Genomic DNA, 15455 nt, shown 5'->3' with positions numbered 1-15455 from the left:
ATGAAAATGATTTCATTACGTTTAACGACATTGGCACTTGGCTTAGCGGTTTCTGGTTTGGCAATGGCGGAAAGCTATGTGGTAGACCGTTATCAAGATGATCATGAAAAAGGTTCATTGCGTTGGGCGATTGAGCAAGCCAATAGTAAGCCAAGTGAAGCCAGTGAGATTTTGATTCAAGCGGTTGGGCAAGCGCCTTATGCCATTAAGGTCAACAGCCCACTGCCAGAAATTAAAGCACCAGTAAAAATCATCGGTACACAGTGGGCAAAAACAGGTGAGTTTATCGCAATTGATGGCTCAAATTATATTAAAGGTACAGGGGTTGAAGCTTGTCCGGGGGCTGTTGAAGGGCAGTTCGGAACCAATGTTCGTACCACAACTTTGCCGGGAATTGTGTTACGTGACATCAATGGCGTCAGTATTCAAGGGCTAGAGATCCGTCGTTTTTGTATTGGAATCTTGATGAACCGTGCCAGCAATAACCTGATCCAAAATAACCGTATTATGCACAACTATGGTGGTGCAGGGGTGATGTTGACAGGGGATGATGGCAAAGGTAATCCAACTGCGACAACGACCAATAACAACAAAGTGCTGAATAACTATTTCCAAGACAATGGTGATGGACTTGAGTTAACACGTGGTGCTGCATTTAACTTGGTTGCCAATAACCACTTTATTTCCACTGCTGCAAATCCAGAACCATCGCAAGGTATTGAAATTTTATGGGGCAATGACAATGCGGTGATTGGTAACAAGTTTGAAAACTATTCAGATGGCTTACAGATCAACTGGGGTAAACGCAATTATATTGCCTATAACGAACTGACCAATAACTCCAACGGTTTTAACCTGACCGGTGATGGCAATATTTTTGACAGTAATAAAGTCCATGGTAACCGAGTCGGTGTTGCGATTCGTTCAGAAAAAGATGCCAATGCGCATATCACATTAACCAAAAATCAAATTTGGAATAATGGCAAAGACATTAAGCGCTGTGAAGCGGGTGGAAGCTGTGTACCAAATCAACGATTAGGCGCAATTATTTTTGATATTCCGGGATTAGAACATGCGCACTTTGTTGGTTCACGTGGTCATGGCGTAAAAATTGATCCAGCAAACTTACAAAAGACCTGTCAGCAACCCAATGAACAAGGCTGTAATCCACAACCAAATCAAAATATTCAAGCACCTAAATTGACCTTAGCAAAAGGTCAAATTGCGGTAGAGGTAAAAGGACAACCGAATCAACGTTATCAAGTTGAATTTTTTGGCAACTCACAAGCAAGCGCAAATGAAGCCGAGTTTTATTTAGGCTCAAGTACTGTTGCAACCAATGCACAAGGCACAGCAAGCGTGACTTGGAAACCGACAATGAAAGTTGCATCGATCACAGCCAATATCACAGATCGTTTAGGTGCAACATCTGAACTTAGCTCAGCGGTAAAACTGAAATAACAAATAATAAGGAAGTAATATGAGTTTAAATGGATTATCGATCAAACTGAGCTGTTTAGCCGTTGCGCTGTGTATGGCTCAGAGTAGTTTTGCTGAGCAAGCTTGGTCACAAGATCGTCAATGGTTATTGGGCGATTGGAATGGACAACGCCAACAACTGGAAAAAGACGGTTATAAATTTACGGCCTCTATTATGAGCCAAGCTGCAACCAATTTAGACGGGGGCTATCACGACAACAACAGCTTTGAAAATGCAGCGCAATTGGCATTGGGTGCAAACTTTGATTTAAATAAAATCGCGGGCTGGAAAGACACTACAGCCAATATCTTAATCACCAAGCGTGATGGTAATGCTTTAACTTTAGAAAGCATTAAAGACCCACGTTCTGGTGCTTTAGGCAATTCACAAGAAATTTATGGACGAGGCAAAATCTGGCGCCTGACCCAAGCATGGGTCAAAAAAGGCTTTGCTGACAATACGGTTCAATTCAAGATTGGTCGTATGGGCATGTCAGATGACTTTAATGGTTCACAATGTGAGTTTCAAAACCTATTACTTTGTGGTGGACAACTGGGCAAATCCATTGGTTCGATTTGGTACAACTTACCCGTAGGTTTATGGGGAGCCAATGTGAAGTACCAATTTGCACCTGAGTGGACACTCGGTGTCGGTGTTTATGAAGTCAATCCTGACAACATTAAAACTGGCAAAAATGATGGTTTTAACTTGGATATGCGCAATGTTAAAGGTGCCACCATTCCAGTAGAACTGGCATGGCGTCCAAAACTAGCAGCATTTGATGGTTTAGCAGGCGAGTATAAAGTCGGTGCGCTGTACTCGACCGCTGAAGCCAATGATATTGCGATCGCAGGAAAGGTACATGATAGCAAACATAGTTTTTGGCTCAATGCACAACAACAACTGAGCCAAAAAGGGCAGGACCCTAAACGTGGTTTGTTCGTGAGCTTTAATGCAGTTGTCAATGATAAAGCCACCACGGCAGTACAAAGTACCCAACAACTTGCACTCTGGTACAAAGGACCTTTTGACAGTCGCCCTAATGATTCAATCGGATTTGGGCTTGCAAATTATATGGTCAATGATCGTTATAAAGATCGTCAGATTGCCATCAATAACAGCCGTGGTTATGACCAGTACGATAGGTTTGCAACAGATTATGTACCTGTGCAACGTGATGAGCTCAATGTTGAATTGAACTATACCTATCAATGGTCACCTGCAATCATGCTACGACCAAACCTACAATATATCCATCAGCCTGCGGGTGTAAAAGAAGTGGATGATGCATGGGTTGCTGGTTTAAGCATGCGTGTGAATTTCTAATTTAGGAGTATGACGTATGACTGAATCTACAAGGACACATACCGTATTAAAAATATGGTGTTTTATTTTAGGTTTGGCTTTGCTTGTAACAGGAGCATTCTTTACTGTAGGCGGAGTTAAGTTGGCGACACTGGGAGGATCATGGTATTTCGTGATTTCGGGTGTAATCACATTGGCATCAGCAATTTTTATCTTTAAGAAAAAAGCACTCGGTGTCTGGCTGTTTAGTTTGGTTTTTGTGGGTACCATCATCTGGTCATTGCTGGATGCAGGTTGGGAATTTTGGCCTTTATTTTCAAGACTGATGTTTCCAGCAGGTTTATTCGCTGCATTGATGTTTACTTTGCCCGCGATTCGCCGTTACCAGTTTCAACCGAGTGCGAGCTTGCCAGCTTATGGCTTGGGTGCACTCACGGTTTTAGGTATGTTGATTGGGCTTTATCAAATGTTCCAACCGCATCCAACGGTTGCAGCATCTGGTCAGGCATTGCCATTGGTTCCTGTTCAAGCAGACCAGCAACAAAGCAATTGGCAACATTATGGGCAGGATTCTGGCGGCAGTCGCTTTGCTGCACTTGATCAAATTACTCGTGATAATGTTCATCAACTCAAAGAGGCATGGCGTTTTCGTACAGGTGATTTCACTACAGGTTCAGGCAACGGTGCAGAAGATCAAATGACCCCTTTACAGGTGGGCAACAAGATTTACTTATGTACGCCACATAACAATATTTTTGCTTTAGAGGCTGACTCAGGTAAACAGCTTTGGAAAGCCGAAGTAAATTCTAAGTCGGATGCATGGGAACGTTGTCGTGGTGTGGCTTACTTCGATTCAACTGAACCTTTAACCCAACCGACGTTGGCAGGTGCAACACCTGTTCAAGCTGTTGCAAACAATACCGCTTGTTTACGCCGTGTGTATACCAACACACCAGATGGCCGTTTAATTGCGGTCAATGCTGACACCGGTGAGCGTTGTAAAGATTTTGGTGTAGATGGAACGGTTGACTTACTTAAAGGCTTGGGTGAGGGAACCACCGCACCACGTTTTGAAGTGACCTCTGCACCAACCATTGCGGGCACAGTGATTGTGGTGGGTAGCCGTATTGCCGATAACCTTGCCGCAGATATGCCGGGTGGGGTGATTCGTGCTTATGATGTGATCACAGGTCAATTACGCTGGGCATTTGATCCACGAAATCCTGATCCAAACCATGTGTTAAAAGAAGGCGAAACCTATAAACGCAGTTCAGCTAACTCATGGGCTGCGATGTCGTATGACCCAAAAATGAACACGGTATTTATGCCAATGGGGAGCTCATCTGTAGATGTGTGGGGAGGCAACCGTCAACCTTTGGATCATAAATATAATTCATCTGTCTTGGCATTAGATGCAAGCACAGGTAAAGAAAAATGGGTCTATCAAACTGTCCATAATGACCTATGGGATTTTGATTTACCGATGCAACCAAGCTTGGTTGATTTCCCAATGAAAGGTGGTAAGAATCAACCTGCTGTGGTGATAGGAACCAAATCTGGACAATTCTTTGTATTGGATCGCTTAACAGGTAAACCATTAACCCAAGTGATTGAACAGCCTGTTAAACCTGCCGATATTCCGGGTGAACAATATAGTTTAACCCAACCACGTTCAGTTGAAATGCCACAAATTGGTAATCAAACCTTGACTGAATCGGATATGTGGGGTGCAACACCGTTTGACCAGTTGATGTGTCGTATCGGCTTTAAATCTATGCGTTATGAAGGCTTATATACTGCACCGGGTACAGATAAATCGTTAAGTTTCCCTGGCTCTTTGGGTGGCATGAACTGGGGCAGTATTGCCTTTGATCCAAGCCATCAATATATGTTTGTCAACGACATGCGTTTAGGTTTATGGATTCAGCTGATCGAACAAACACCAGAAGATTTGGCAATTCAGGCAAATGGTGGTGAAAAGGTCAATACAGGTATGGGTGCTGTACCGATGAAAGGCACACCATATAAAGTCAATAAAGATCGCTTCTGGTCGAAGTTGAATATCCCATGTCAAAAACCGCCTTATGGCACCATGACTGCCATTGATATGAAAACTCGCCAGATTGCTTGGCAAGTACCAATGGGAACAGTCGAAGACACTGGACCTATGGGCATAAAAATGGGATTAAAAGCACCGATTGGTATGCCAACCATTGGTGGTCCAATGGCAACACAAGGTGGCTTAGTATTCTTTGCTGCAACGCAAGATTACTACTTACGTGCCTTGGATTCTTCTTCAGGTAAAGAGTTGTGGAAATCACGCTTACCTGTCGGTAGCCAAGGAACACCAATCAGCTATGTTTCACCGAAAACAGGTAAACAATATGTGATGGTGACTGCGGGCGGTGCTCGACAATCTCCTGATCATGGTGACTATGTGATTGCCTATAGCCTGAAGTGAGCTTTAAAGTAAGTTAAAATTGTTTAAAAAATGGAACTGCAATCGTAAAGCGATTGCAGTTTTTTTATGGGTTTAAAATTGAATTGGCTGGGTGTAGGTTAAATTTTTTCTGATAACACATGCTGCTGTTCTACTTTTTGGTATGTTGTAAAAAATGACAAGATAATCTGATTTAATTGGATGATGTATGCATTTTATGCAAGATCTTAAATTAAGAGCGGTCAAAGAAATTCCAATTAATTACAGTACTCAACTATTTGAGTAATGGAGATCTCCCTCCTTTGACAAAGGAGGGTGGGGGAGGATTATCTTCGCAAGGGGAAGGGTTTTTATCTAAGGTATTGCCTACGCAAATTAAATATAAACTTTTCACCGTAAGATGGGGCAGTACTAACCCAAAATTCAATATAAAAGCCCCTCATCCTAACCTTCTCCCAGCGGGAGAAGGAACTTCCAATATCAATATAATTTACGCTTTAAGATCATTTTTTGATTTATGTAAGATCTAGAATTTACATAAAATAATTAAAACTTCTCAATTTAAGTTAAAGCTGTGCAAGTACCTTTTCGTCATTGAATTCTACACGGTGTTTCTACCGCATGGCGACAAGGATGTCGCCGTTTGGCGGGGGTATAAGGATGTACCCCTCGCCAGACGAAAGATTTTTGTTACTTTTGATCTTTCAAAAGTAAGGTATCGCCTACGCAAGTTAAATTAAACCTATCACTGTAATATGAGGCAGTGCAAGCCCCTTTGCACTGAAAAAGAAGAGAACTGCATGAAAGTCAATTCATTTAAGTAATGAAAAGCTCCCTCCTTTTTCAAAAGTGAGAAGTATTACTTCGCAAGGGGGAGGATTTAAATCCTATTTAACTTTTTGCTGCGCAAGTGGAGAAACAGAGAGAGAATCATTTTGATGGTAGCTTTCTTGAAGCTCAATATCCTGCTTTTGCAAACCCTCAAGAATTGGACAATTCGGTCGATGATCACCCGCACAACAATTGATGAGGTTTTGCAAAGTATTGGTCATCTTCTGCAACTCAGTAATACGGATTTCCAATTTTTCGATATGCGAGAGCGCGAGTTGCTTTACATCGGCACTGTGTCGATTTTTATTGTTCCATAAATCCAGAAGATCTGCGATTTCTGCAACCGAAAAGCCGAGCGATCTTGAGCTTCGAATAAACTTGAGCCGTTCAGCATCTTGATCGGAATAAGAACGATAGCCTGCATTACTTCGACCCACGGCTGGAATCAGACCAATTTGCTCATAATAACGAATCATTTTGGCAGAGATTCCAACAGTTTGAGACAGTTTTCCAATATTCATGGTGATTCTCTCTACAAGCTTCTACTCGAAAGTAGAAGCGGGTTGAAAACGACGTAAACGTAAGGCATTGGCCAAGACGAATACACTAGATAAAGCCATTGCACCTGCTGCAAAGATTGGCGAAAGCAGGATGCCATAAGCCGGGTAGAGTAGCCCAGCCGCAACTGGAATCAACATGGTATTGTACGCAAATGCCCAGAACAAATTCTGATGAATATTGCCGATAGTGGCTTTTGATAAAGCAATGGCATTAGCAACACCTTGCAAGTTACCAGACATCAATACAACATCCGCAGACTCAATTGCAACATCCGTACCTGTACCAATGGCAAGACCGACATCGGCTTCAGCCAAAGCAGGTGCATCGTTGATCCCATCACCAACAAATGCAATATTGCCATATTTTGCTTTAAGACTTTGTACCGCTTTGACTTTTCCTTCAGGGAGAACTTCCGCAATCACTTCGTCAATACCGAGCTGGCGAGCAATCGCTTGTGCTGTACGGGCGTTGTCACCCGTCACCATCGCAACTTTAAGACCGAGTTGATGTAAGGCTTTAATGGCACTTGGCGTGGTTGATTTAATTGGATCTGCGACTGCAATTATCCCTGCCAACTTGCCCTGAATTGCCACATAAAGCGGTGATTTACCTTCATCACCTAAACGTTGCGCCGCGCTTGCAAAAGGTGAAATATCAATATTGAGCTGGAGCATATAGCGATCTGCTCCAATATGAATCTCTCCATTTTCATCGATATCTGCATAGACGCCCATACCTGTCACAGAATCAAATTGATTCACTTTGGGTAAGGTCAGGTTTTCTTTGATGGCTGCATCTACGATGGCTTTGGCAATCGGATGCTCAGAACGGGATTCAACTGCTGCCACCATACTCAAAACATGATCACGTTGAAAAAATTCAGTGACTTCAAAATCTGTCAGTACAGGATGACCTTCGGTTAATGTCCCTGTTTTATCTACAGCAACAACGTTGGCATCTTTTAGTAGTTGTAATGCTTCACCTTTACGGAATAATACCCCAAGTTCAGCACCACGTCCTGTGCCGACCATAATTGAGGTTGGCGTTGCTAAACCCATCGCACAAGGGCAGGCAATAATCAGCACAGCAACAGCATTGACCAAAGCGAAAGTTAAAGCAGGGGAAGGGCCGAAAATCAACCAGATCAAGAACGTCAGTACAGCCGCAGCCATGACAGCAGGTACAAACCATAAAGTGATTTTATCAACCACAGCTTGAATCGGCATTTTCGCGCCTTGTGCTTGCTCAACCAAACGAATGATTTGCGCAAGCATGGTTTCGCCACCTACAGCAACAGCTTTAAAGCTTAAGGTGCCATTTTGGTTGATGGTACCACCGACCACATCGCTGTCTACTTTTTTCTCGACAGGGATGGGTTCACCGGTAATCATCGATTCATCAACAAAGCTTTTGCCTTCAATGACTTTTCCATCTACAGGAACTCGTTCACCTGGTTTGACAATGATAAAATCACCTACAACAACTTGATCGATTGGAATATCGACGATTTGATTATCACGAGAAACATGGGCCACTTTGGCTTGCAGACTGACTAAACGCTGAATAGCTTCAGAAGTACGTCCCTTGGCTTTCGCTTCAAGAAAACGACCGAGTAAAATTAAAGCGACAATAACAGCAGCGGCTTCATAGTAAACATTGACTGTTCCAGCCGGTAAGATGCTGGGCATAAATGTTGCAACGATGGAAAATAGATAAGCCGCCAAGGTACCTACAGCAACCAGCGAGTTCATATCTGGCGCTAAACGCAATAAAGCAGGTAAGCCGTGGATATAGAATCTTCGGCCCGGAATCACCAAAACCAGTGTGGTCAGAATAAACTGTAAATACCAGCTATTTTGTATCCCGATGGTCTGAGCGATCAGATGGTGCATGCCCGGAATTAGGTGCGAACCCATTTCTAATATAAAAACAGGCAGGGCAAAAATAGTGGCAAGTATAAGGTCTCGTTTTAGCTCAGCGCGTTCTTGATCTTTTTTTTCGAGGTGTTCTGCTTGATCTGGAATAGCGCTTTGAATTTGTTTGGCATCATAGCCAGCCTTGTCTATTGCTGCGATTAAAGCCGTGACATTGGCTATACCTGTAATTGTTGCACGTTCAGTTGCAAGATTTACATTTGCCTCTTTAACACCGGGAACAGCTTTTAGTGCTTTTTCAACACGGCTGACACATGAGGCACAAGTCATTCCATCAATTGATAATTCTGTGGTTTCGTCAACGACATCATATCCAGCATGTTCAATCGCATTGATCAGTGCTTGGCGATCAATGCTGATATTCGATGTAATGTCAGCACGTTCAGTGGCTAAATTCACAGATGCTTGGGTGACACCATCGACTTTTTTAAGTGCTGTTTCTATTCGACTGACACAACTTGCACAACTCATACCCTTGATTTGAAAACTACTTTTCAAATCAGAAACACGATCATGTGATCTATTTTCCATAAGTCATACCTATAAGTCTTATTCCATGATCTAAATCCTAAACTTTGACATAATGGTAAGGTCAAGTAAAACAATTCAAGTTTTTATAACAGCTTGTTGTAGATAGAAATTTAGTTTATGAACATAGACCAATAAAATATTTTTTGACTTATGGTTTACGCATCTCCTTTATTTTTAATCCTAGTTCATTATTACTTATATATAAGGCTTCTTTTATCAATCATTTTAAAGCATCAATCAACATAAAAGCGGCCTCATCCTAGCCTTCTCCCGGAGGGAGAAGGGACTTTCAATACCGATATCATTACCCATATCATTCATTCAACGTGATCATTTTTTATCTGGGCAAGAACGATGCATTGTTTTGTTTATAGTGCAAGATAATGCTCTCAATTCAATGATTTATATCCGTATTTTTAATCAATCCCAACCACTGTGGTGATGTAGCTAGTGGTGAGTAGAATCAATAAACCCAAATACATTTCAAATAAAATGGCACAACTTAAATATTGCGCAAATAAAGGTTCCTCAAGTCGTGGGGTAAGAAACCATTTATTGAAAGCAGCAAGTAATAAAATACTCCCCACAAATGCCAGTTTAAGAACAAAACCATGACCATACGAGGTATAGATTAAAGTATTCAAATCTTTAAATAATAACAGTGCAATCGTGATACCACAGAGGATTAAGATTCCGACAACAAAGGCTGCAATTCGCCCAAATGCCTCCATGAGTTTTCTTAATGATCGCCCACTGATTTTATGGCTCATTTTCCATAAAGGGTAGAGCGACCCCATCCATAACGACATGAAAAAAACATGAATGCTGAGTAGAATTTGAGCAAAAAATGCTAAGTTGGTGACATGCCCGATTTGGGAATAGCTATAAAGAATCGGAATCAGCAATACCGCAAATAGTATTTTTTCAAAAGTAGTAATATGGGTGGTTTTTTTGCCCAATTTGATGGTTAAAAGCAGAAAAATTAAGGCAAAACTGATGATTCTTACAATGTGTATTTGCCCAGTGTCTGTATTTAAAAGGATATTGAGATAGGTTTGATCAAAAATACCGGAAAGCCCTGCGTTGGCAAAGCTACCTACCAAAATAAAAAAGCCTAAAGTGCTTCCAACCAGACCTAATGTCGCACCTAAGTGCATATACTTGAGTAGTGTTACTTTTATGCTGGTATAACGCCAAAGTAAAAAATAACAAAAAGCACCGCCAATCATGAAAGCAGTACTGAGATATAAGGTAATTTTTGTTAGCCAAGTTGACCAGATCCAGAATTCGAACATTATTTTTTTCCTTTATTCGAGTCTGTTGACAATTCGTCTCAGTTTGCGACAACTCAGACCATTGATGAAATGCCAACACACCCTAACAACAGTTCAGTCGCTTGCTGAATGTTGTTTATCAATCTTCAATTTCTTTGGTTTTATTTAATTGTGAAGCTATATTCATTGTTCATGTTATGCCCATCTTTGCCCATTGTTGTCCAAACAACAAAATATTTGCCTTTTTTAAGTGCGGGAACAGGAACATTAAATATTTTTTTTAGATCATGATTCACTTTATAGTTAAGTGGAATATTGGTTCTTTGTGCATCCAGTACCTTAATATTCATTAACATGACTTCTCCACTAAAATTAAGCACTAAACTTTTCGGCGCAGTGGTAATGGATGCATTCATTGCAGGGGTACTGCTGGTTAAATCAACATGAGCCATAGCATTGGTTGTGCTAATGAGTATCACTGTACCTAATAAGGCATTACGTAGTTTGGTCATGTTATTTTGCGAGGATTTCATTGAATGTTCCTTTTACTGGTGTGTTTAGACCTTGATTATTAAAGAGGGTGATATACATCAGAATGACTTTAAAATTACACTTTTGTTATTTATAAAAACTAAACAATTAGTGATGTTAAAAGATTTTTAAGGCAAATTAAATACATACTAATCAGAAAAGTTTAATTTTTTTTAATAATGAGTTTGTGCTTCAGTTTTTACAGCTGTATTTTCAACAGCTGCTTGAAGGTGTAATTTTATTTAAGATACTTTTGCGCTGTATATCATGTTGGAAGATATTCATTTTTAAAAACAACTGTGAAGATCACTAAACCATCTCGTGATTCTGCTTGGATGCTTGCACCATGTAAGGCCAATATAGACTTGGTAATGGCAAGTCCTAAACCTGTACCATCTTCAACACGTTGACGAGAGGCATCTGTTCGATAGAAACGGTCAAACAGCCGTGATAATTGTTCAGGGGATAAGGTAGGGCCTTCATTTTCAACTGAAAAACTGGTGTGATCTGCTGTTTGTTGACATTTAATCTGAATAACAGAGTTTGACTTGCCATATTTAATTGCATTGGAGATTAAGTTACTCAGTGCACGGCGTAGCATCGCAATATTTGCATTGACTTTTCCTGTACCAACCAGATGAAAAGTCATATGTTTTTCTGCGGCTAAAGCATCATAAAACTCAAACAAAGTGTTGAATTCTTCGTATAAATGAATGGTTTGTACGTTTTTAAGGTTAAGCCCATTTTCTGCTTTCGCCAAAAACAACATATCTGAAACGATTCTTGCCAGATGTTCAAACTCTTCTAAATTTGAAAATAAGACTTCTTTATAGGCATCGATATCTCGACTGCGCGACAAACATACTTGTGTTTGTGTCATTAGGTTGTTGATCGGTGTACGAATTTCATGCGCAAGATCCGATGAAAAGTCTGAAAGCTTTTCTAAAGCCGACTCTAAACGGTCCAGCATTTCATTAAAGGCGATGGTCAGTGATTTTAATTCTGTTGGGGTATGCTCAACTTCTAAACGCTCAGATAAATTTTGCGCTGAAATGCCTTCTACAACTGCGGCTATTCTTTTGATTGGACGCAATCCTCGCCAAACAGCAAACCATCCTAAAAACATTAAACACAGTGCGGCAATTAAACAAATATAAAAGAGTTGATGTTTAAATTCATTTAAAAAAAGCATGTGTTCTGAAGTATCAATCGCAACAATAATTTGGGTAGATTGAGCCTCTTCATCGTCTTCAAAAATATTTTGATAGACCAGTCCACGATAATTTTTATCTTGAACGTCCCATCTAATCCATTGATCCAGATCTGGGTTGGCAATGACTTGTGGTGCGATCGCCATTTGTGCGGAATTAAATACAATTTGATTCACAGGCCGTTCAACTTGCACAATCAGATTATTATGCCCAATGAGAGAATCTGTTAATGCAACATTGAGTTCTTTCGAGTTGGTTGGATGTTGTTTTAATAGATTTTGTATCAGCTGAATTTTTCCCTCAAGGAGTACTCGATCTTCACTTTCAAAGTGTTGTGTGACTCCAAGGTGTATCACGAAGCCCATAATAATTAAAATCGTTACAGTGGAGAGGGAAAAAATGATGGCGATTCGGAAACTAATCGCATTGAACAGCTTACGCCTCATCTTCTACCTCTAGAACGTAGCCCATTCCTCGAATATTCTGAATCAGTTTAGGTGTAAAGTTACTGTCAATTTTATTTCTTAAACGTTTAATTGCAACTTCGACAACATTGGTGTCACTGTCAAAATTCATATCCCAAACTTGTGAAGCAATCAGCGCTCGTGGCAAAATTTCACCACGTCTACGCATAAATAATTCCATCAATGCAAACTCTTTCGCGGTCAGGTCAATACGTTGCCCCTCACGTGTTACACGACGTTTTCTGATATCAAGTTCAAGATTGGCAATACTAATTAAGTTACTGTCTTCTCTTTGCTGTCCGCGACGAAGTAAGCTTTTTATTCTTGCGAGAAGTTCAGCAAACGCGAAAGGTTTTACCAAATAATCATCCGCACCCAACTCTAATCCTTTTACGCGGTCTTCAATTTGATCTCGCGCTGTTAAGAATAAAATCGGCATGGTTTTTCCATTTTTACGGACAGCTTCTATAATATGCCAGCCATCTACCCCAGGTAGCATCACATCTAATATGATGACATCGTAATCTTCAGAAAGTGCATACTGTTTACCTGTGAGCCCATCTGTAACCCAGTCAGTAATATAACCTGCTTCAGATAAACCTTGTTTAAGGTAGTCCCCAGTTTTTTGCTCATCTTCGACTAATAATATTCTCATGTTTGCTTCCTAGAATACTCTTTAAAAATATAATAGCGTGATAAAACTAAAGAAAGGTATAGATTACATAAATGTCACTTTCAAGTCATCTTAATGTTCAATAGTCCGATTTATTGTACCACTTAAGAATCTCAAGCTTGGAGAGGTATAAATGCGAGCAATTTTACAGCGCAGTTTAATGAGCGTGATCTGTCTGGGTACGCTAATGATAACGACTCAATCTTGGGCAGATGCCTCTAAAATGCTGAATAAAACGGATCCTCAAACCGTAGAAAAAACGCCAATACAATGCTCTATAAAGCCTTGTAATGCACAGCATAAAGCCAAAAAGTCTAACAATGAACATGCAGAGCAACAGCATGTACATTCAACTGAAATGGCACAAACAACTCAATCGAGTGGGGTCGATATGGCGCATGTGATGATGAAGATGGATCATTCAAATATGACGATGCCTACTACCTCTACGACAGCAAGTAAGTAACACCAAAAAGATTCATGTTGAAATTCAAAGCTTAGGGGATAGATGGCAAAGGTTGGTTCATCTATTTTTTGAAAGAAAGTAAAATTCGCAGGATGCGTTTAATTATAAATTTTATTTAAAAACGATATTTTTTAAGTATTTAGAAGTTTTGGGAGCGTAATATGTCTAAGATTCAAACCTTACAAGATCCGCTGTTAAATTCTCTCCGAAAAAAACATATTCCAGTTTTTATTTTTCTGACCAATGGGATTAAGTTACAGGGGCATATTGAATCTTTTGATTCATATGTCGTGTTACTAAGGAACAGTGTAGGGCAAATGCAAATTATCTATAAACATTCAATTTCTACTGTTCTGCCGACACGCCATCCTCGTTCAAATATCAAAGCCTCTCTTGCAAAATTTGATCATCAACACAGTTACAATACCTTTGAAAATGATCGTGAATATTCATTTAATAGCCAAAATGACTTTGGTTATGAAAATGGTTTTAATGATGAAAAACACTTTGAAGATATTTCTGAAGATGAAAATACTTGAGAATTAGATCATTAAAGGCCCGATCAAATATATAAACAATTGAGTGGCTTTATCTAAGTTGATAATTTGTCTATATAGACAGTATGAGAATTTTAGTCTGAGTTTTTCAGTCTTTTAATATTTACTCTTAAAGAGCTTTCATCAATCAAAAAATGATCGTGTGGAGTGATCATATCTGTATTGAAAGTTCCTTCTCCTGCTGGGAGAAGGCTAGGATGAGGGTGCTTTGATGTTGATTGATGCTTTTAAAAATGGTTGATAAAAGAAGTTTGTTAAATAACCATCACAGTTAAAGTATCTAAGCAAAAAAAGACCCACAAGATAAGTGGGTCAGTACAATAAAAATAACAAAGAACAAACTTAAAATTTATCTGCCATCAATTCACATGATTATAAAAACACAAACAGTAAAATAATACCCAATACCACACGGTACCAAGCAAACACTCTCAACGTATGTTTTTCAACAAATTTTACCAAAGCTTTGACCACCAAAAGCGCAGCAATAAATGCAGCCACAAACCCCACTGAAATATTAATCAGGTTATCTGAGGTTAAAACATCTGCATTTCGAATTAAATCGTAGGTTGCTGCGCCTAACATGGTTGGCATTGCAAGGAAAAAAGAGAATTCGGTTGCCGCTTTACGTGATAAACCAGACAACATCCCGCCAATAATGGTGGCGCCTGAACGTGATGTTCCCGGAATCATGGCAAGACATTGGGCAAATCCAACCAAAATTGCCTGTTTTAAGGTAATGTCAGTGGCTTCAATGGTTTTAGGTTCAAACTTTCTGGCTTCTACAGCAAAAATAATGAAGCCCCCGATGATTAAAGCAAAAGCCACAACCAAAGGACTAAATAGCACTTGTTTAATAAAATCTACTGCTAAGACCCCAATCACCACCGCAGGAATAAATGCAACTAAAACATTAATCGCAAAACGTCTGGCTGCAACATCGCCTGAGAAAAAGCCGCGAATTAATTCGATGATTTTTTGTCGATACAGCCAACATACGGCCAAGATAGCACCCAATTGGATTACCACCTCAAATACACGTCCCGAATCTGAGTGAAAATCAATGAGATGGCCAAATAAGATCAGATGTCCTGTACTTGAAATCGGTAAAAATTCAGTTAAACCTTCGATTAACCCCAAAAACAATGCTTTAAGCAGTTCAAAATTTTCCATAAATAAAATAAACAAGCGTTCTAA

Annotated in this window: 12 protein-coding genes; 5 read left to right on the top strand and 7 right to left on the bottom strand. The window is 40.0% G+C overall.

Going from position 1 to position 15455, the window contains the following annotated elements:
• Genes ACQ7EO_RS15480 through ACQ7EO_RS15470 form a run of 3 tightly spaced genes read left to right on the top strand, consistent with a single transcriptional unit; the run spans position 1 to position 5246 of the window.
• Positions 1–1461 carry a right-handed parallel beta-helix repeat-containing protein gene (locus ACQ7EO_RS15480; protein ID WP_434277929.1) on the top strand — a complete coding sequence of 487 codons (1461 nt, stop codon included), beginning with the start codon at positions 1–3 and terminating at the stop codon, positions 1459–1461.
• A 19-nt stretch (positions 1462–1480) separates the two neighbouring features.
• Complete coding sequence (locus tag ACQ7EO_RS15475) at positions 1481–2806, top strand: carbohydrate porin (RefSeq protein ID WP_434277927.1); 1326 nt, start codon at positions 1481–1483, stop codon at positions 2804–2806.
• Positions 2807–2822: 16 nt separating this feature from the next.
• On the top strand, positions 2823–5246 hold the full coding sequence (locus tag ACQ7EO_RS15470) for a glucose/quinate/shikimate family membrane-bound PQQ-dependent dehydrogenase (protein ID WP_434277926.1): 2424 nt from the start codon (positions 2823–2825) through the stop codon (positions 5244–5246).
• Positions 5247–6112: 866 nt separating this feature from the next.
• On the opposite strand, the gene cueR is transcribed toward ACQ7EO_RS15470, so the two are convergent.
• The 6 genes from cueR to ACQ7EO_RS15440 all read right to left on the bottom strand — a co-directional run bounded on the left by cueR (position 6113) and on the right by ACQ7EO_RS15440 (position 13217).
• The gene (cueR, locus tag ACQ7EO_RS15465; protein ID WP_034618209.1) at positions 6113–6577 is read right to left on the bottom strand and encodes a Cu(I)-responsive transcriptional regulator; all 465 of its coding nucleotides are present in this window, start codon (positions 6575–6577) and stop codon (positions 6113–6115) included.
• Positions 6578–6598: 21 nt separating this feature from the next.
• A complete protein-coding gene (locus tag ACQ7EO_RS15460; protein ID WP_434277924.1) occupies positions 6599–9082 on the bottom strand; it encodes a heavy metal translocating P-type ATPase in 2484 nt (827 codons plus the stop codon).
• Between the two features lie 416 nt (positions 9083–9498).
• On the bottom strand, positions 9499–10380 hold the full coding sequence (locus ACQ7EO_RS15455) for a copper resistance D family protein (protein ID WP_239046782.1): 882 nt from the start codon (positions 10378–10380) through the stop codon (positions 9499–9501).
• Between the two features lie 137 nt (positions 10381–10517).
• Positions 10518–10889, bottom strand: a complete 372-nt coding sequence (locus ACQ7EO_RS15450) for a copper resistance CopC family protein (protein ID WP_004819923.1) — start codon at positions 10887–10889, stop codon at positions 10518–10520.
• A gap of 263 nt (positions 10890–11152) precedes the next feature.
• Positions 11153–12544, bottom strand: coding sequence for a heavy metal sensor histidine kinase (locus tag ACQ7EO_RS15445; RefSeq protein ID WP_434277922.1), 1392 nt, complete (start codon positions 12542–12544; stop codon positions 11153–11155).
• The gene (locus tag ACQ7EO_RS15440) at positions 12534–13217 is read right to left on the bottom strand and encodes a heavy metal response regulator transcription factor (RefSeq protein WP_004722117.1); all 684 of its coding nucleotides are present in this window, start codon (positions 13215–13217) and stop codon (positions 12534–12536) included. The genes ACQ7EO_RS15445 and ACQ7EO_RS15440 overlap by 11 nt, the downstream gene beginning before the upstream one ends.
• Positions 13218–13368: 151 nt before the next feature.
• Here ACQ7EO_RS15440 and ACQ7EO_RS15435 point away from each other — a divergent pair, with 151 nt between their 5' ends.
• Both ACQ7EO_RS15435 and hfq read left to right on the top strand, forming a co-directional pair.
• On the top strand, positions 13369–13701 hold the full coding sequence (locus ACQ7EO_RS15435; RefSeq protein WP_434277921.1) for a hypothetical protein: 333 nt from the start codon (positions 13369–13371) through the stop codon (positions 13699–13701).
• A gap of 161 nt (positions 13702–13862) precedes the next feature.
• Positions 13863–14240, top strand: a complete 378-nt coding sequence (gene hfq, locus ACQ7EO_RS15430) for an RNA chaperone Hfq (RefSeq protein WP_004819926.1) — start codon at positions 13863–13865, stop codon at positions 14238–14240.
• 390 nt (positions 14241–14630) lie between these two features.
• On the opposite strand, the gene ACQ7EO_RS15425 is transcribed toward hfq, so the two are convergent.
• Entirely contained in the window at positions 14631–15431 is an 801-nt protein-coding gene (locus tag ACQ7EO_RS15425; protein WP_056516247.1) for an undecaprenyl-diphosphate phosphatase, read from the bottom strand.
• Between the last annotated feature and the right edge of the window lie 24 nt (positions 15432–15455).

The organism is Acinetobacter sp. CE-15, from assembly GCF_051059255.1.
Lineage (GTDB): Bacteria > Pseudomonadota > Gammaproteobacteria > Pseudomonadales > Moraxellaceae > Acinetobacter > Acinetobacter guillouiae.
The sequence above is the reverse complement of the archived record's forward strand: the minus strand, read 5'-3'. Positions and strand labels throughout refer to the sequence as shown.